The sequence below is a fragment of the Methylobacterium sp. Leaf125 genome (assembly GCF_001423085.1).
Classification (GTDB): Bacteria; Pseudomonadota; Alphaproteobacteria; order Rhizobiales; family Beijerinckiaceae; genus Methylobacterium.
The window spans coordinates 1-17,956 of the sequence record NZ_LMNU01000023.1 but is presented as its reverse complement, the minus strand read 5'-3'; the positions used below and the strand labels follow the sequence as shown (position 1 = coordinate 17,956).

Below are 17,956 nucleotides of genomic sequence, written 5' to 3'. Positions count from 1 at the left end.
CCATGACCCGCGACAACCCAGGATCCCGAACCATTTCCCAGGACGCTGAGATCACCTTTCGCGGCCGCGGGCGCGGCCTCCTCCGCGAGGCGGGCCTCCGGCTCGACGTCTGCCCGCTCTGCTCCCAGGCGAACACCCCGCGCATGGCAGAGGCCGGGCGATGCGCCTGGTGCGCCTACGTTCCGTCCCTCGACGACGTAGAGCCGGTGCGCGCCGAGGACTCGTCCCACGCCGCCGGATAGCGTCGGCAACCGGTCCGCTGCTTAGGACCCGAGGCGCGGGGTCTCATTCCTCTTCGACCAGGCGCCGGTAGGCCGCCTCGGCGATGCCGTAGCTCCGTCCCGCGGCTTCCTGCAGCCGTTCCCGGTTCCGGATCGTGATCCGTCCGCGCCGGGCCCAGATATAGCCGGAGCCTTCCAGGTTCTGGACCGCCAGCGTCACGCCGGAGCGCTGAACCCCCAGCATCACCGCCAGGATTTCGTGGGTGAGGACGAGGTCGTCGCCCTCGACGCGGTCGTGACACATCAGGAGCCAGCGGGCGAGCCGGGTCTCGATGCCGAAACTGGCATTCACGAAGGCGGTCTGGCGCGCCTGGAACAGCTCCGCCTGGATGAAGCGCAGCATCTGCCGGCGCAGCGTGGCGCTGCGCTCCATCGCGGCCTCGAGGGCATCCCGATCGATGACGAGGGCGACCCCCGCGATCTGGACGACATGCTCGTAGGGCGAATGGGTCGACCCGAGAATGACGCTGGCGGCGTCCACGAAACCCTCCGGACCGATCATTCCGACCTCGATCCGGGTCGTGCCGACCTGCAGGATGACCGATACGAGGCCGGCCTCGACGAAGTAGGTCTGTGCGAGATCGGCCCCGGCCTGAACCAGAACTTGCCGGGCTGCCAGGTCCAGGCGACGCAGATGCGGTTGAAGCAACGCCAAATCGTCGGACGAAAGGGTCCGCAGCAAACGGTTACGCGGCAAGACTTGCATTCGCTGAGGTCAGACCTTGTTCTCTCGGGTCAGAGAACCAAGCCTCTCCCGCCCTGGCGCGGCCATAGCGAAGGTTGAGCACTAGATCAATCAAAGATGGCAGATCATCCTGCGAGCATCTAAACGCATCAGTAGTGGGTTCATAAACATAGGTTAAAGGTTTGAAATCATACAAATGCGGCTCGGGTGCTTACAACTGCTGAAGCGGCAGGATAAAAAATGCAAAGCCCTGCGGCCTGACCTCCGCAGTGCGCGGTAGGAGAGCAGCATGACATCGTCGGATCGGCGAGCCGACGGGGATCGCGGGGCAGGCACGCCGGGTCGACGGCGCAGTCTCGACCCGGAACGGCAGCGGAGTGGGTCGGCTCGCGCGGCCGAGGCCGGCCGTCCGGCTCTCCGGCGCGTGCCCGCACCGACGGATCGGGATTTCTGGCCGCGCCGCTCACCGATGTGTCCCCGACTCCGCGTGATGTGAGGGTCGATCGGTGCACCGCTGGTCGCGATCTCACGCGATCCGAAGATTGTTGCCAGGATTACGGACATCGTCTTGTCGTCTCATTCCTCGATCCCCCTCGCCGATTCCTCGAACCCGCTGGTGCGAAAGCTGGAGGGTTTCGGACCTCTCACCGAGGAGGAGCGGGCGGTGCTCCGGCGCATCAGCGCCAACGGTCACGTCATCGGGCCACGCGTCGACCTGATCCGCGAGGGCGATGCCCCGGACGGCGTGATCCTGATCATGGAGGGCATCGCCTGCCGGCAGAAGCACCGCGCGAACGGGGCGCGCCAGATCACCGCCTACCTGGTTCCCGGTGACGCCTGCGACCTCGACGTGGCGCTGCTCACGCAGATGGACCACACCATCACCACCCTGTCGGCCTGCCGCGTGGTGCGGATTCCCATCGACGTCGTCAAACGGATCATGGACGAGCACCCGGCGATCGCGCGCTCCCTGCGCATGGGCACGCTGGTGGACGAGGCGACCCTGCGCGAATGGCTCGTCAACGTCGGCTGTCGATCGGCCATCGAGCGGATCGCCCACCTGTTCTGCGAATTGCTCGTCCGCCTGCAGGTGGTCGGCTTCGCGAGCGAAAATTCCTACGAGTTCCCGGTCACCCAACTCGATCTCGCCGACACCGTCGGCCTCTCGAATGTGCACGTGAACCGCTCGCTTCAGGAAGTCCGGCGCCAAGGTGTGATTGAACTCAAGGGTAGGACGCTGAAGATTCTGGATCGTCAGCGCCTGAAATCGATAGCGGAATTCAACTCGAAATACCTGCACCTGGGAACGCGGGCCGCGGCATGACCATGAAACTCCAGCCCGTTCAGATCGCGACGGGCAGTAATGACCGCGAGAGCCGGCTGGTTTTCGAGGATGGGATGCTCGTCGCCGTGCTCGTCCAACTCTCCAGCGAGCATGATTCCGAGGCGGGACACTGGTTTCTGGAAGCGGGCTTCGGGCGCGTCGAGAATGTGCACGCGCCGATCTTCGCGGATCTCGACGAGGCGCAGGCCTGGATCGGCCGGCAATTGTCGGAGCCCCGGTCCTTCGGCTGAGACATCGCGCGCTCTTTCGCGTTCTCGACCACGCTTCGTTGATCCTCGCGTCGAAAACAGCCCTCGGCCACGGCGAACCCCTGCCACGTTGATGTGTGTGAATGTGCCGGCTGCAACCGTCGGACATGCTCAACCCGTCGCGCCGTCTTCGGATCGACCAGGTCTCGCCGATACCTTGCCCCCCGATCGTATCGGCGAGACCATTCGATCGTCAAAGTTCAGCAAGCGATGAAGTCGGCCTCGTAATCTTTGGATGGCTGTCGATGTTCTGCGATGCTCAGTTGCTTCGCAGTTATCACTTCTGAATCTGACCAGATCACTGCGGCGTCGTGTCGTGTGAACGCCCCTGACATGGCCTAAGATTTTCACATTTGAGAGTCGGCGGCGCGAAAACCTATAATTTACTTTCGCGTCTCTATACTCGCGGCGCTGGCGCACCCCGGATGCGCACCGGAGCGGCGACGTGATGCAGGCAGTCCAGGTTCGCGCGAGACCGGAGACGACCCCCGGCCCGGCTGAGTCCGCGCTCGGGCCGGCACCCTATCTCGATGTGGTGCGCCAGGGCTTTCTCGTCTTCGAGCGGGGCCGGCTGGTCCTCTGCACCGGGCCGGCGCGGGACGTGGTGGGCGGGTTCGGCCTGCCTGAACGTCCGAGCCTTCGTCAGGCCCTGCACACCCTCTGCCGCCTCCTGCCCCTCCGCCGGGATGCCCTGTTCGCCCAGGTCCGATGCGCCCTGGACCGCTGCGAGGGCCTCGCCTTCGAGATCCAGCACGCGGGGCTGACGCTCGAGGTCGGCATCCAGCCCTTCGGCCGCTCCCGCGGGACCTGCCGGGGCTGGACCGTCACCCTCGAGGACGTCACCCTGCGCCGCGCCGCCGAGAGCGCGGCCAGCGAACGGGCGCGCCTCGACCCCCTGACCGGCCTGCCGAACCGCCTGCACCTGCGCGAACGCCTGGAGGATGCCCTCGCCCAGGTGGAGACCTCCGACGGCGCCTGCGCGGTGCTCCTTGTGGACCTCGACCGGTTCAAGCCCGTCAACGACACGCTGGGTCACGCGATCGGCGATGCCCTTCTGGCTAAGGTCGCCGAGCGCCTCAGCGCCACGCTCCGTCCCTGCGATACCGTCGCGCGCATCGGCGGAGACGAGTTCGTCGTGGTCCAGCGCGGCGTAACGGACCTCGAGGAGACCCGGGTCCTGGCGCGCCGCATCGTCGACCTGATCGGCCGCACCTACATGATCGAGGGGCAGTTGCTCACCATCGGCGCCAGCGTCGGCGTCGCAGTGGCGCCGCGCGATGGCACCGACGCGGATCGCCTGCTGAAATGCGCCGACCTCGCCCTCTACCGGGCGAAGCTCGAGGGGCGCGGGGCATTCCGCTTCTTCGAGGCCGAGATGGACGCCCGCATGCAGGCGCGCCGCCGCCTCGAACTGGACATCCGCCAGGCCCTCGGCCGGCGCGAGTTCTCCCTCCACTATCAGCCGCAGCTGAACCTCGAGAACGACCGCGTCACCGGGTGCGAGGCGCTGCTGCGCTGGACTCATCCGGAGCGCGGCATGGTCCCGCCGGGCGAATTCATCTCGCTCGCCGAGGAGATCGGATTGATCGTCCCGATCGGCGAATGGGTCATCCGCCAGGCCTGCCGCGATGCCGCGACCTGGCCCTCGGCGATCAACGTCGCGGTGAACGTGTCGCCCGCGCAGTTCAAGGGCGATCGCCTCGTCGAGGTCATCGTCTCCGCGCTGGCGAGCTCCGGGCTCGCCGCGAGCCGCCTGGAGATCGAGATCACCGAGGGCGTGCTGCTTCAGGAGAACGAGCGCACCCTGCGGACTCTGCACCGGCTGCGCGCCCTCGGCATCCGCGTCTCCATGGACGATTTCGGGACCGGGTACTCCTCCCTGAGCTACCTGCGCTCGTTCCCCTTCGACAAGATCAAGATCGATCGTTCCTTCGTGGCCGACATCACCCAGAAGCCGGACGGAGACGCGGTGATCCGTGCGATCGCGGGTCTCGGGCGCAGCCTCGGCATGACCACGGTGGCCGAGGGCGTCGAGACCGAGGACCAGATGCGCCGCATCCGCGCCGAGGGCTGCACCGACGTCCAGGGCTACCTCGTGAGCCGGCCGATCCCGGCCCAGGCGCTGCTGGCCCTTTTTAACGACCTCGGCCCACACGGCCTCGCCCAGGCGTGAGGCAGCCGCCCCCGACCGTGTCCAGCTTTTCCGGAGATCGGATATGAGCGACCTCTATCGTCTCGTCTATGCCAGCAAGAACCTTCTGAAGGTCCCCGACGCGGAGGCGAGCAGCGCCGTCGCGCAGATCCTCGCGACTTCGCAGCGGAACAACGCCGAGGTCGGCGTCACCGGCGCGCTGATGTTCAACGGCGGTGCCTTCGCGCAGGTGCTCGAAGGCCCGCGCCAGGGGGTGGAGCGCACCTTCGAGCGGATCCAGCGCGATCAGCGGCACGGCGACGTCACGGTGCTCGAATGCGGGCCGACCGAGGCGCGGGGCTTCACGAACTGGTCCATGGCCTTCGTCGGTCAGGCAGAGGCCGGACAGACGCTGTGGAACGATCTCGCCCGCGAGAGCGGCTTCGACCTGTCCCGGCTCGACGGCGACGCCGTGTTCCGGATGCTCCACGGTCTGGTGATCGAGGAGGAGGGCGTTCCCGGCACTGCGTCGATCGCCACGATGCCGACCGTCGCGGGCACCAGCGACGCGGATGCGCCCGCGCCGAGGTCCGACATGACCGGTCTCGACGTCGACCGCATCCGGGCCGAGGTGGCGGATCTGCGTCCGGCAAACCCGTCGGTTCCGGCGACCCCGGCCATGCCGGCAACCGCGTCCGCTTCGACGGGCCAGCCTGCGGGCCAGCCTGCTGCGTCCGATCACGCCGCGCTGGCGGTGCTGCGGGAGGCGCTGGCCCAGGAGCGGCGCCGGACCACGGCGTTGCGTGAGGAGCTCGACGATCTGCGCATCGCGCAGGCCCAAGACCGCGCCGCGGTCGTGGCTGTCCGTCAGGAGCGCGACCTCTGGGTGGAACGGGCCCGCTGCCTCGCCTCCGCCCTGTGCCGCGAGGCCGAGGCGGTTCGCGGGTCACCCGACGCATCCGCGGTCGGTGCCTCCGTCCGCGCTGCCTGACGCCGCCGGCCGTTCGCTTCCCGGTCGCGGTCTTCCGCCGCGAGGCCTCGTCTCGGGCAGGCTTCGAGCAAGTCAGACCCGGCGAGGCGCTTCGGCTGCCCTGCCGCGCAGACGCGCGATCAGCGCGCGCCACCAGCCGCCGAAGGTCCGCTCGGACGACAGCCGCCGTCGCGCAGACCCGCGCGGAGGCCGGCAGGCGTGCAGGGAAGGGCTCATGCGGGGATCGGCGCGATACATCGAATGGGCTGCGAGCGAGTGTGATCACACGGGTGAACGGGTCGTTGCGGGGTCGGGTCGCCGAGCAGCGGCAGCCTCAGCCCCCGAGTCCAAGGACCAGCAGGATGACGGTGGCGACCGCTGGAACGGCGCACAGGAGCACGTCGATGATCAGGCGCGGTTGCGGCTGATCCGACCGACTGGGGGAACGGCTCGTGACGCGGGACATCAGTTCGCCCGCGGGAACGCGAAGGCCGCCGCCATCCGGCGGGGCGAGGCGAGGCGGGTGGCGCTGACCCGCGGCGTGTCCACTGCCAGCGTTGTGCCCTGCGCCGTCGGGAGCGCCCGCTGTCCGGTCGAGATCAGGACGACGACGGCCAGCGCGGCAACCGAGAGGACACTGACACCGCGACCGAAGATGGCGAACGACCGGGCTGACCGTCCCGTCGCACATGCGGACGCGTCCGCACGAAGCGGCGGTAGAGCGTCCGTCGGGTGGAAGGGCGTCAGCGCGGCCATGGCGGCACTCCGGGTCGAAATCACTCCCATCTTCGTATGTGGGTAAATTTCCCACGTCGATCGAACTGGGTTGGGAACAGGTGTCCGAACGCACGCCGTGGGATTGTCTCCCACGGAGCGATGGTTATGCTGGATCCATGGCCGATCCGACCGAGACCCTTTCCGAGGGAGCGAACCTGCACGCCCCCGTCGCGCGTCTGCTTCGGCCGCTCGTGCGCCTCTTCGTGGCACGCGGCATCACCTTTCCGGCGCTGACCACGCTCCTGCGCGAACTCTACGTGAATGTCGCCGAGTACGACTTTGCGCTGCCGGGCAAGGAGCAGACGGACAGCCGGGTCAGCCTGCTGACCGGGATTCACCGCAAGGAGGTCAGTCGCCTGCGCGGCGCCGGTGCCCCTGTCAGCGCCGTGCCGTCCTCCGTGTCGCGGACCAGCCGGATCATCGCGCGCTGGCTCGCCGATCCCGCCTTCACCGACGCGGACGGCCAACCCCGTCCCCTCACGCGGGCGGGCGACGGGACCGGCGCGTCCTTCGAGGAACTCGTCGCGGCCGTGACCCGGGATCTGCGCCCGCGCGCCGTGCTCGATGAGTGGCTCGACCGCGGGCTCGTGGTCGCCGATGCCGACGGCCACATCGTCCTCGCGGAAGCGGCCTACGTGCCGAAGGGGGGCGGGGAATCCCAGCTCTATTACTTCGGTCGCAATCTGCACGACCACATCGCCGCGAGCGTCGCCAACATCACCGCGCCGACCCCGCGCTTTCTCGAACGGGCGGTCCATTACGACGGCCTGTCCAAGGAACTGGCCGATCGCCTCGAGGCCCGTGCCCGCGAGATCGCCATGGAGGCGCTGCAGCAGGCCAACCGCGAGGCCCACGCAGCCTGTGAGACCGACGTCGGCGGCACCCATCGCTGGAATTTCGGCGTCTACGTCTATGGCGAGGATGCGCCGTCCGCGGCGGCGAAGGCGTGAGGCCCGCCTCCATGCGTGCACCGAACCGTCGCGACGCTCTGCGCCTGCTCGCCGCGGCGCCCCTCGCTCTGGCCGCCCGCGCCGACCCGGTCCCGCCGATCCGCGATCAGGGCATCGGCGGGACCGGCGCGCGCCCCAGCCACCCGCCGGGTGACGGTTCGGAATCGGAGGGCGACCGTGGCCTGGGCGGCACCGGCGTGATCGGGACGATCCGCAAGTTCGGATCGATCATCGTCAACGACCTGCGCATCACCTACCCGCCGGACGTCCAGGTGCGGATCGACGGCCGGCCGGCGGCAGCGGGCGACCTGCGCATCGGGCACGTGGTAAGCGTCGTTGCCCTCGAGAGCGGCGGCACCCTCGCCACACGGCGTATCGACGTGACGAGCGAGGTGGTCGGACCCGTGGAGGCCGTCCGAAAGGGGGGGCTCACCGTCCTGGGGCAACGGGTCGCCCTCCCGGCGACCCAGCAGGATGGCTGGACCCTCGGCGAACGCGTCGCGGTGAGCGGTCTGCGCCGCCCCGATGGCGTCGTCGTCGCCAGTCTGGTGGAGCGGCGGTCCGAAGGACCGGATCGGGTGGCCGGTCCGGTCCGCCGGGGGCCGAAGGGCAGCCTGATGATCGGGGATCTCCGCCTCGTCGGTGTCGATGCCGAACACGTCGGGCGTCGCGCCATCGTCACGGGCGACCCAGCGGGGTCGAGTCCGGCGGTGACCGGCATCGAGCCGTCGCGCGCGCTCTTCGTCCCAGGCCTGCGCCGCGTCTCGATCGAAGCCTATGTCGGCCGCAATGCTCGCGGTCTCCAGATCGGGTCCGGCCTCGCGATCACCGGTCGGCCCGAGGCGGGACTGCCGCGCCGCGGCAGCGTGCGCGCGGTTGTCATTGCCGAGCCGGCCCGAGACGGCCGCCTCAACGTCGAGAGCCTGCGCATCGACCGGCGCGGCACCGAGCGCCCCAGCCCACGGACGGCCCCCGATCGCGGATCGCTCCCAAGCTCAGAGAGTCGTGGCGTCGACGGGCGAGGCCTTGAAGGTCGGGGCATCGATGGACGCGGGCTCGATGGAGGCAGGCTCGACGGACGCTTGCCCGGGAGCCACCCGGGGGGCGGACCACGCCTCGACATCGATACGCGCTCGCCCCTGGGCGGCGAGCACGGACGGCCCGGGGGTGGTTTCGGGGGAGGACCGGGCGGCTTCGAGCGCCCCGGCGGGTTCGGGCGCGGTCCGGGGGGAGGACTCGGGCCCGGAGGCGGACTCGGGGGCCCGGAGGGGCCGGGCGGCTTCGGCGGTGGCTCCGGGCGTGGTCCGGGCGGACGCTGAAGCGCCTCCGTCCCGGTACGCTTCGCGCGCGGCGTGCTCTCAGACGGCCGGGACGCCGAGGGCGATCCCGAGCCGGGCCCGGCATCGGGTCAGGCTCTGAAAGGCGCGGCCCGAGTCGCGGGCCAGGCGGATCAGGGCGGGGATCTGGCTCGGCTGCCGTGCGATCGCGGTGAGCACCGCGCGGATGTCGGGCTCGCCGTCGGGCTTCAGCGCCTGGGCGGCGAAGGCCGGGATCGCGCGGTCGGCAGGATCGCAGACGATGCGCAGGGCCGCGAAAGGCAACCCATGCTCCGCCGCATAGGCCGCCGCCACATGGGATTCCATGTCGACCCCGGCGCTGCCGGTCGCGCTGCGCAGGGCCGCCTTGGCGGAAACGTCGATCACGGCGGCATCGACGCCGGCCAGCACGGCTTCGCGAACGGTCAAGCCGGATCCCGCGAGCGCACGCATCCAGGCCGCGGTGATGGCGGGATCGGCCAAATAGCTTCGTGTCGGCATGACGATGGCGGTTGCGACCAGCACGTCGCCGGGCTGGAGAGCCGGGTCGAGGCCGCCGGCGATGCCGATACTGACGACGGCGCGGCAGCCCGGCTCGGGCCGTGCGGCCAGGAGGGCGCGAAGACGTTCCGGATTGCCGCCGGCCCCAATTGCTTGAACGCCGGTGCCGGAGGCGAGCCGCGCCTCCTTCGCGAGGCCGGTCACGGCCAGGACCGGGAGGGTGCCGGGCGCGGTCATCGCACGCATGCCGTTGCTCGATCGACCACGAACCGGAGCCTTCGCATCACACCCCTGCGCCCCCCATCCCATCGACTCACATGCCGAAGGCGATCTTCCGGGTGTTGCTGCGCTGAAGGTTGCGGTAGCGCGCCATGGCCCACAGGGGGAAGAACTTCGGGTAGCCGTGGTACCGCAGGTAGAACACCCGCGGGAAGCCGGTCGCGGTGTAGCGCTCCTCGGACCAGAAGCCGTCGGCGCCCTGAGTGCGGGTCAGGTAGTTGATGCCGCGGGTCACCGCCGGATCGTCGGCCTCGCCGGCCGCCATCAGGGCCAGCAGCGACCAGGCCGTCTGCGAGGCGGTGGAGTAGCCGGGCTCGAAGGCCGGGTCGATCTTGTAGGACGAGGCGTCCTCGCCCCAGCCGCCATCGGGGTTCTGGATGCGGATCAGCCAGGCGACCGCCTTGCGGATCTCGGGGGAGGCCGGATCGACGCCGGCGGCGTTCAGGGCGCACAGCACCGACCAGGTGCCGTAGATGAAGTTCATGCCCCAGCGGCCGTACCACGAGCCGTCCTCCTCCTGGTCGTTCAGGAGGTAGGTGACGCCGCGGTCGAGGGCCTTCGAGCTATCCCGGGTCTCCCCGAGCTGCGCCAGCATGGAGACCACGCGGGCCGTGACGTCGGCGGTGGGCGGGTCGAGCAGCGCGCCATGGTCGGAGAACGGGATGTGGTTCAGGTAATGGTGGTTGTTGTCGGCATCGAAGGCCGCCCAGCCGCCGTCGCTCGACTGCAGCCCCTCGACCCACTCGCGGGCCCGGGCGATGGAGGCGCCGTAATCCGGCACATCGGCCACGAGGCCGTGCTGGCGCGAGGCCCGATCCATCGCCATCACCACCACGGCGGTGTCGTCGAGGTCGGGGAAGTGGGGGTTGGCGTACTGGAAGGCCCAGCCGCCGGGGCGCACGTTCGGCCGCCCCGCGGCCCAGTCGCCCCTGATGTCGAGGACCTGGAGCGGCTTCAGCCAGTCGAGGCCGCGCCGGGCCTGGTGCTCCGCATCCGGGCCGCCCGCCTCGAGGAGGGCGTGACCGGCCAGCGCCGTGTCCCAGACCGGGGACAGGCAGGGCTGCACGTAGGCCTCGTGCTCCTTGACGACCACGAGCTTCTCGATCGCCTCGCAGGCGATCCGCACCTGGGGATGGTCGGCCGGGTAGCCGAGCACGTCGTACATCAGCACGGTGTTGACCATGGCGGGGAAAATCGCCCCGAGGCCGTCGTCGCCGTTGAGGCGCTCGCTGACCCAGGCCACGGCCTTGTCCATGGCACGCGCCCGCCGCGTCTTCGGGAAATAATCCTGCGTGACCTGCAAGATGCGGTCGATGGCGCCGAAGATCGGCGTCCAGGGCCAGGTCGCGTGGGGGCTGCCGGGCCAAGTGCGCACGGTCTGCGGCGGCGCCACGAACAGCTCGGGGATGCCGATGCCGCGGGGATTGCGGGCGAGCGGCTTCTTGGCCTGGATCACCAGCATCGGCACGATCACGCAGCGCGCCCAGTAGGAGACCTTGTCGAGGTGGAACGGAAACCACCTCGGCAGGTGCATGATCTCGACCGGCATCACCGGCACCGCGCGCCACGGGACCTCGCCGAAGAGGGCCAGGAGGAAGCGGGTGAAGACGTTCGAGTTGGCGGCACCGCCGCGGGACAGGATCGCCTCGCGCGCCCGGCGCATATGCGGGGCTTCGATCGAATCGCCGCTCATCTTGAGGGCGAAGTAGGCCTTCACGCTGGCGCTCATGTCGAACGGGCCGTCGTGGACCAGGGCCCAGCCGCCGTGCTTGCCCTGCGTGCGGCGCAGGTAGTTGCCGATCTTGGTCTCGAGTTCGGGCGCGATCTCGGTGGCGCGGAACTGGTGGAACATGATGTATTCGGACGGGATCGTCGCGTCGGCCTCGAGCTCGAAGCAGAGGTGCCCATCGTCATGCGACAGCGCGGTCAGCGCCTGGGTCGCGCGCACGACTCCCCGCTCGACGTCCTCGAGTGAGATCTCCTGAGTCTTGGGGCGCTGCAGCGCCTCGACCTTCCTGAATGCGTCCCGCATCGTCCTCGCCTCACCGGCCGCGCAGGCGGCCGCCTTATCTCACGCCGCGCCGCGCGCTCGTGCCTGTCCGCACGTGCCGGTCCTCCGGGCGAGGGCCGATGCGGCGGTCGTTCCTGAACGGATGGCTCCCTCGATCGTCGATGGCAGACCGGTCGCGGTCCAATCCCCTGCCAGGACGAGATTCTCGTGAGCCGTCACGGCGCCGGAGCGTCGTGCGGCCTCGGCCGGCGTTGCCGCGAAGGTCGCCCGCTTCTCCTTGACGATCTGCCAGCTGGGCAGTTCGGGCGCAAGTCCGGTCAAAGTCACGATCTCGGACCAGATCTGACGTCCCAAATCTTCGCGTGGCACATCCAAGAGCCGATCGGCCCCGCTGATGGTCACGGATAGACGATCCGGATAGGCAAATAGCCACTCCGTCATTCCGTTCACCACGCCGAGCAGTAACGGCGATCCCGGCGGCGGAACCACAGCAAAATGCGCGTTGACGATGGAGCGGTGGCTCTGCGGTGCCGGCAGGCCCGGCAGCAGGTCGCAGGCGACCCAGGGCGGCAGGGCGAGCACCACCGCATCCTCGGCGGCGAGCGTGATGGTCTCGTCGCTGAAGACGAGGCCGGCGATCCGGCCCTCGCCGAAGCTGAGGCTGCGCAGCCGGTGACCCAGGCGAAGGTCCGCCCCGCGCCGGGTGAGATAGTCGACCGCCGGATCGACGAAGGCCGCCGAGAGGCCGCCGACGGCGACGAGGGGCCGGCAGGCCTTGCCGCCGGCGCCGAGGGTCTCGCGCAGGATCGTCGCCGCGAGGCCCGTGTCGCTCTCCTTCGGATCGGTGTTGAGGGCGGCCAGCAGCACCGGGTGCCACAGGCGGTCGTAGAGCGTGCCCTCGCAGGCCATGCTCTCGCCGATGGTGCCGCCCTGGCCCGGGCCCTTGCCGGCCGCTGCCTTGAGGATGCCCAGGGGCGCGAGGTAGTCGCGCGCCGCCGTGCCGGGCACCCGGCGGGAAGCCTGCAGGACCCACCACGGCACGCGGCCCGCGTTGGGGCGCAGGGTCCAGCGCTCGCCGGTCTTGAGGTCGGCGAAGGGGAACGCCGCCTCGGCCGGACCGGACAGGGCGCTCTCCGGCGCACCGATGGTGCGCATGAAGCCGAGCGCCGAGGTGTTCCCCGACAGGAGCAGGTGGTTGCCGTTGTCGATGGTCAGTCCGAGCGTCGGATCGTAATACGAGCGGCAGCGGCCGCCGGGCTGCTTGGCCGCCTCGTGCACGACGACCCGCGCGCCGCGCTCCACCAGCGAGACGGCGGCGGACAGGCCGGCGAGGCCGGCCCCGATGACGTGAACCGTTCCGGCCATCAGACGATCCCGTGTCGCAGGACGACGCCCAGCAGGGCGAGCTTGCCCGGCTTCACGCGGGCGCGGGGCTTCTCCCAGCCGCGGGTCAGCACGGCGTCGAGGTAGAGCCGATAGGCCGCCGCCATGAGGCGCGGTGCCTTGGTCACCTTGCGCGGGCACCGGGCGATGATGTCCCAGGTCGCGCGGTAATGCGCCTCGGCCTCACGGGCGACGGCGATGCAGACCTCGCCGATCCGCGGATGGTCGATGGCGGTTTGCGGCGTCGGTGCGGTCAGGCCGATCGCGGCCAATTTCTCCCGCGGCAGGTAGAGGCGGTTCCGCTCGGCATCCTCGTCGATATCGCGCAGGATGTTGGTGAGCTGAAGCGCGCGGCCCTCGTGGTAGGCGAGGGCGATGCCTTCCTGCTCGGCAACCCCGAAGATCCGCACCGACAGGCGGCCGACCGCGCTGGCGACCCGGTCGCAATAGAGGTCGAGGGTGGCCTCGTCGGGTGCGACGATGTCCTCGAAGGCATCCATCGCCATCCCGTCGATCACCGCCTGGAAATCCTCGCGCAGCAGGCCGTAGCGGCGGATCGGCACGACGAGGTCCTGCACGCGCGGCGCGGGACGGCCCGCATAGAGATCGTCGATGTCGGTGCGCCAGCGGTCGAGCTCCGCGGCCCGCACGGGGGCCGGGCCACCGTCATCGGCCACGTCGTCGACGGCGCGGCAGAACGCGTAGACCGCGTACATGGCCGCGCGCCGGTCGGGCGGCAGCAGCCGCATCGCCGTGTAGAAGGACGAGGATTTCGCCGGCAGCGCGTCGACCGCCGGTGCGGTGGAGTCGGTGGCGGGAGATAGGGTCGCGCTCATGGCCGGCTCCCCTGAGCCACCTTCGGGTTCGCGACTTTCGCGGCCTGGGACCGCAGCGTGCGGCCACGCAGGGGCCGGCGGGCGAGGGTCGCGACGATGCCGCCGAGGGCCGTCAGGGCGAAGGCGGCCTTGCCGTGGTGCACCTTCTCGCTCAGCGGGTCGCGCTCCATCAGCCCTTTGCACAACACGACGGCGAGGCGGTGGATGGCGGCGATCTCCAGGCTGAGGCGCAGGTCCGCGATGAGGTCGGGTAGGACCGCCCCCTCGTCGAGAAGCCCCATGGTGCGCTCGGCCAGCTCGGCGATCGCACCGCGCAGAGCCGGCGAGGCCTTGTCGGCTCCGAGTTCGGAGATCGCGGCACCGTGCCCGTCGAGGGTGTCCTGCGGGATGTAGACCCGGTCGATCGCCCGGTAGTCCTTTCCGCAATCCTGCAGGTGGTTGATGATCTGGAGGGCTGCGCAGATCGCGTCCGAGGGCCCCCAGACCACGCTGCGGTCCTCGCCATGCACGTCGAGGACGTAGCGGCCCACCGGCATCGCCGAGAGGCGGCAATAGGCGATGAGCTCGTCCCAGTCGGCGTAGCGGCTCTTGCGCGCATCGAGGCGGAAGGCGTCGAGAAGTTCGAGGGCATGCGTCGGCGCGAGGCCGCGGGCGGCGAGTTCGCGGCGCAGGGGCTCGGCCGCTGAATCGGTCGGGCGGCTGCCGGTCAGGTCGTCGGCGAGGGCGTCGAGGAGCGCGATCTTCCGCTCCGGCGACAGGCCGGTATGGTCGGCCACGTCGTCGCCGGCGCGGACGAAGTCGTAGAACGCCAGGATCGCACCACGATGCTTCGGGTGAATCAGGTGGGATGCGACGGGAAAGTTCTCGTCGCGATAGCCCTTGCCGGTGCGTGCCTCGGTGGCCGTCTGGATCGTCGTGCTCATCACAGGCGTCCTTCCTGGCGGAACCAGGCAATCGCGTCGGACAGGCCTTCGCGATAGGGCCGGGCGGTGTAGCCGAGTTCGGCGCGCGCCTTCGCGTCTGAGAAGAACATCCGGTAGCGGGACATCCGGATTCCGTCGATCGTGGCGAAGGGCGCCTTGCCGGTGAATCGGGCGATCTGTTCGGAGACGAAGGCGATCGGATAGACCACCGCCCGTGGCAGGTTCACCGTCGGAGGCTTGCGGCCGACCAGGCCGGCGATGTCGGCCAGCATCTGCGACAGGAGCACGTTCTCCCCGCCGAGGATGTAGCGCTCGCCGATCCGGCCGTGCCGAAGAGCCAGCAGGTGCCCGGCGGCGACGTCATCCACGTGAGCGAGATTGAGGCCGGTATCGACGAAGGCCGGCATCCGGCCCAGAGCCGCTTCGAGGATGATGCGGCCGGTCGGGGTCGGCTTGACGTCGCGCGGACCGATCGGCGTCGAGGGATTGACGATGACCACGGGCAGGCCGTTGCGCGCGGCCATCTCCTCGACCACGCGCTCGGACACCACCTTGCTGCGCTTGTAGGCGCCGATGGCGGTGGCGGGGGTGAGGGGGCGCGTTTCATCGGCCGGCGTGCCGTCGTCATGCGGCTTGATGGTGGCGACGCTCGACGTATAGACGACGCGCTCGATGCCGGCCCGGAGAGCCTCTTCCATCAGGATCACGGCGCCGTCGCGGTTGGTCGCGACGATCTCTTCCGGATCGGGTGCCCAGAGCCGGTAATCGGCCGCGGCGTGAACGAGATAGCGCTGGCCCTGGAGGGCGCGCGCCACGGCGGCGCGGTCGCGCATGTCGCCCTCGACGATCTCGACGTCGGTCCAGGTCAGGTTGGTGCGCGGCGAGGTGGCCCGGACCATGATCCGGACGGGGAAGCCGGCCTTGCGGAAGACGTCGACCAGGGCCGCTCCCAGGAAACCGCTCGCGCCGGTGATGAGAACCGGGCCGGCATCGAACGGGCCGGAGGGGGTCGCCTGTGGCATTTCTCTCGTAAGGGTCTGAGGATCTTATGCGTGCGCGGGGCCCGAAGCGGACTTCGGACCCGAGGATGGCGCGCTTTTGTCATCGAAACCGGTGTCGGACAAGCGCAACGGGGACACACCCGGGTCGCAAAGCCCGGATGCCTCATGCACTTGGATGGCCACTCAGGCGAGGCGCAGGCGCCCCGACTGTCCGGCCTTCCGTTCGGGCAGGGCGGCCCTGACGGTCTGGAGGATGCCGGCGGCGTCGAGGCCGGCCTCGGCGTACATGGCGTCGGGGGTGTTGTGGTCCTGCGCCTTCCGTTCGGGCAGGGCGGCCCTGACGGTCTGGAGGATGCCGGCGGCGTCGAGGCCGGCCTCGGCGTACATGGCGTCGGGGGTGTTGTGGTCCTGGTAGGTGTCGGGCAGCGTCAGCGTGCGCACCCGGACCCGGCCGGCATCCAGCGCGCCCCGCTCGGCCAGCAGGTGCAGCACCATCGCGCCGAAGCCCCCCACCGAGCCTTCCTCCAGCGTCACCAGGACCTCGTGGCGCGCGGCCAGGTCCAGGATCAGAGCGTCGTCCAGCGGCTTGGCAAAGCGCGCATCCGCCACGCTCACCGCGATGCCCTCCGCCTCCAGCGCATCGGCCGCCTTCAGCGCCTCCGACAGCCGCGTGCCCAGCGACAGCAGCGCCACCCGCGCGCCCTCCGGCGCCCGCACCATCCGGCCCCGGCCGATCGGCAGCGCGACCCCGCGCTCGGGCAGGTCCACGCCCACGCCCTCGCCGCGCGGATAGCGCAGCGCGATCGGGCCGGTGTCGTGGGCATGCGCCGTCGCCACCATGTGCACCAGCTCGGCCTCGTCGGCGGCGGCCATCACCGTCATGTTCGGCAGGCAGCAGAGATAGGCCAGGTCGAAGGCGCCCGCATGGGTCGCCCCGTCCGCCCCCACCAGCCCGGCCCGGTCCATGCAGAAGCGCACGGGCAGGTTCTGCAGCGCCACGTCGTGCACCACCTGGTCGTAGGCCCGCTGCAGGAAGGTCGAGTAGATCGCCACGAACGGCTTGTAGCCTTCCGTCGCCAGCCCGCCCGCGAAGGTCACCGCGTGCTGCTCGGCGATGCCGACGTCGAAGGTGCGCTCCGGATGCGCCTTGCCGAACAGGTCGATGCCCGTGCCCCCCGGCATCGCGGCGGTGATCGCCACCACCTTGTCGTCGGCATCCGCCGCCTTGATCAGGCTCTCGCCGAACACCCGGGTGTAGGCCGGCGCGTTCGGCTTGGCCTTGGCCTGGACGCCCGAGAGCACGTCGAACTTGACCACGCCGTGATAGCGGTCGGCCGAGGCTTCCGCCGGGGCGTAGCCCTTGCCCTTCTGGGTCACCACATGCAGCAGGATCGGGCCCTGCTCGCTGTCGCGCACGTTCTTGAGCACGGGCAGCAGGTGGTCGAGGTTGTGCCCGTCGACGGGCCCGACATAGTGGAAGCCCATCTCCTCGAACATCGTGCCCGAGCCCACCACCAGGGAGCGGGCGTATTCCTCGGCCGCGGCCGCGCGCTGGTAGAGGCCCTTGGGCAGGAGCCGGCCCAGCTGCTTGGCGGTCTCGCGCAGGGACTGGTAGGTGCCCCCCGAGGCCAGGCGCGCGAAGTAGGCCGACATGGCGCCCACGGGCGGCGCGATCGACATGTCGTTGTCGTTGAGGATGACGATGAGGCGCGAGTGCAGGGCGCCGGCATTGTTCATGGCTTCGTACGCCATGCCGGCCGACATCGAGCCGTCGCCGATCACCGCCACCATGTTGCGCCGCTTCGGCACCGCTGCGCCCTGGGCCTTGGCCGTCGCCTCGTCGAGGTCGCGCGCCACGGCCATGCCCAGCGCGGCCGAGATCGAGGTGGAGGAATGGGCCGCCCCGAAGGGATCGTAGACGCTCTCGGCCCGCTTGGTGAAGCCCGACAGCCCGCCGGGCTGGCGCAGGGTCCGGATGCGGTCGCGCCGGCCGGTGAGGATCTTGTGCGGGTAGGCCTGGTGGCCGACGTCCCAGACGATGCGGTCGTCGGGGGTGTCGAACACGTGGTGCAGCGCCACCGTCAGCTCGACCACCCCCAGCCCCGAGCCGAGATGCCCGCCCGTGACCGAGACCGCGTCGATCATCTCGGTGCGCACCGCGTCCGCCACCGCCTGCAGCGCGCTCTCCGGCAACAGACGCAGCGCCGAAGGCTCCGCCAGRCCGTCCAGGATCGCCGTCGCCTCCGAGAAGGTCTCCGATGCCGCTTGCGCGCGCTCGTCGTGCGAGGTCTTGCCTTGCGAGGTTTCTTGCCGTGACAC

15 protein-coding genes and 1 pseudogene are annotated in these 17,956 nt (G+C 70.0%); 7 read left to right on the top strand and 9 right to left on the bottom strand.

Translation table 11 applies throughout. The annotated features are described in order from the left end of the window. The first annotated feature begins 2 nt into the window (after window positions 1-2). Window positions 3-242, top strand: a complete 240-nt coding sequence (locus tag ASF58_RS16550; protein ID WP_055954812.1) for a hypothetical protein — start codon at window positions 3-5, stop codon at window positions 240-242. Between the two features lie 43 nt (window positions 243-285). Here ASF58_RS16550 and ASF58_RS16545 read toward each other — a convergent pair whose 3' ends face one another. Continuing rightward, complete coding sequence (locus ASF58_RS16545; protein WP_348271607.1) at window positions 286-930, bottom strand: Crp/Fnr family transcriptional regulator; 645 nt, start codon at window positions 928-930, stop codon at window positions 286-288. Window positions 931-1,534: 604 nt separating this feature from the next. Here ASF58_RS16545 and ASF58_RS16540 point away from each other — a divergent pair. The 4 genes from ASF58_RS16540 (at window position 1,535) to ASF58_RS16525 (ending at window position 5,681) form a co-directional block, all read left to right on the top strand. Continuing rightward, window positions 1,535-2,290: a Crp/Fnr family transcriptional regulator gene (locus ASF58_RS16540; RefSeq protein WP_244477367.1), complete on the top strand. Its 756-nt coding sequence runs from the start codon at window positions 1,535-1,537 to the stop codon at window positions 2,288-2,290. Next, entirely contained in the window at window positions 2,287-2,541 is a 255-nt protein-coding gene (locus ASF58_RS16535; protein ID WP_055954803.1) for a hypothetical protein, read from the top strand. The genes ASF58_RS16540 and ASF58_RS16535 overlap by 4 nt, the downstream gene beginning before the upstream one ends. 466 nt (window positions 2,542-3,007) lie before the next feature. Next, window positions 3,008-4,732: an EAL domain-containing protein gene (locus ASF58_RS16530; RefSeq protein ID WP_055954800.1), complete on the top strand. Its 1,725-nt coding sequence runs from the start codon at window positions 3,008-3,010 to the stop codon at window positions 4,730-4,732. 43 nt (window positions 4,733-4,775) lie between these two features. Beyond that, the gene (locus ASF58_RS16525; RefSeq protein WP_055954797.1) at window positions 4,776-5,681 is read left to right on the top strand and encodes a BLUF domain-containing protein; all 906 of its coding nucleotides are present in this window, start codon (window positions 4,776-4,778) and stop codon (window positions 5,679-5,681) included. Window positions 5,682-6,125: 444 nt separating this feature from the next. Here the strand turns inward: ASF58_RS16525 and ASF58_RS16520 are convergent, their stop codons facing one another. Then, window positions 6,126-6,416 carry a hypothetical protein gene (locus ASF58_RS16520; protein ID WP_055954793.1) on the bottom strand — a complete coding sequence of 97 codons (291 nt, stop codon included), beginning with the start codon at window positions 6,414-6,416 and terminating at the stop codon, window positions 6,126-6,128. Between the two features lie 137 nt (window positions 6,417-6,553). On the opposite strand from ASF58_RS16520, the gene ASF58_RS16515 reads away from it, so the two are divergent. Both ASF58_RS16515 and ASF58_RS16510 read left to right on the top strand, forming a co-directional pair. After that, complete coding sequence (locus ASF58_RS16515) at window positions 6,554-7,387, top strand: DUF6502 family protein (protein ID WP_055954791.1); 834 nt, start codon at window positions 6,554-6,556, stop codon at window positions 7,385-7,387. Between the two features lie 11 nt (window positions 7,388-7,398). Beyond that, window positions 7,399-8,706, top strand: a complete 1,308-nt coding sequence (locus tag ASF58_RS16510) for a DUF5666 domain-containing protein (protein WP_055954788.1) — start codon at window positions 7,399-7,401, stop codon at window positions 8,704-8,706. A gap of 39 nt (window positions 8,707-8,745) precedes the next feature. On the opposite strand, the gene ASF58_RS16505 is transcribed toward ASF58_RS16510, so the two are convergent. The 7 genes and pseudogenes from ASF58_RS16505 to dxs form a co-directional block, all read right to left on the bottom strand. Beyond that, the gene (locus tag ASF58_RS16505) at window positions 8,746-9,450 is read right to left on the bottom strand and encodes a phosphorylase (protein ID WP_055954785.1); all 705 of its coding nucleotides are present in this window, start codon (window positions 9,448-9,450) and stop codon (window positions 8,746-8,748) included. A 67-nt stretch (window positions 9,451-9,517) separates the two neighbouring features. Next, on the bottom strand, window positions 9,518-11,515 hold the full coding sequence (gene shc / locus ASF58_RS16500) for a squalene--hopene cyclase (RefSeq protein ID WP_055954782.1): 1,998 nt from the start codon (window positions 11,513-11,515) through the stop codon (window positions 9,518-9,520). A gap of 39 nt (window positions 11,516-11,554) precedes the next feature. Continuing rightward, a complete protein-coding gene (gene hpnE / locus ASF58_RS16495) occupies window positions 11,555-12,859 on the bottom strand; it encodes a hydroxysqualene dehydroxylase HpnE (protein ID WP_055954779.1) in 1,305 nt (434 codons plus the stop codon). Beyond that, window positions 12,859-13,713: a presqualene diphosphate synthase HpnD gene (gene hpnD, locus ASF58_RS16490; protein ID WP_055954777.1), complete on the bottom strand. Its 855-nt coding sequence runs from the start codon at window positions 13,711-13,713 to the stop codon at window positions 12,859-12,861. Before hpnD ends, hpnE begins: the two co-directional genes overlap by 1 nt. Further along, window positions 13,710-14,636 carry a squalene synthase HpnC gene (gene hpnC, locus ASF58_RS16485; protein ID WP_055954774.1) on the bottom strand — a complete coding sequence of 309 codons (927 nt, stop codon included), beginning with the start codon at window positions 14,634-14,636 and terminating at the stop codon, window positions 13,710-13,712. Before hpnC ends, hpnD begins: the two co-directional genes overlap by 4 nt. Beyond that, a complete protein-coding gene (gene hpnA / locus ASF58_RS16480; protein ID WP_055954771.1) occupies window positions 14,636-15,658 on the bottom strand; it encodes a hopanoid-associated sugar epimerase in 1,023 nt (340 codons plus the stop codon). Before hpnA ends, hpnC begins: the two co-directional genes overlap by 1 nt. Before the next feature lie 291 nt (window positions 15,659-15,949). Continuing rightward, a pseudogene (gene dxs, locus ASF58_RS16475) lies at window positions 15,950-17,866 on the bottom strand (1-deoxy-D-xylulose-5-phosphate synthase); the annotation flags it as partial. Window positions 17,867-17,956 lie beyond the last annotated feature (90 nt).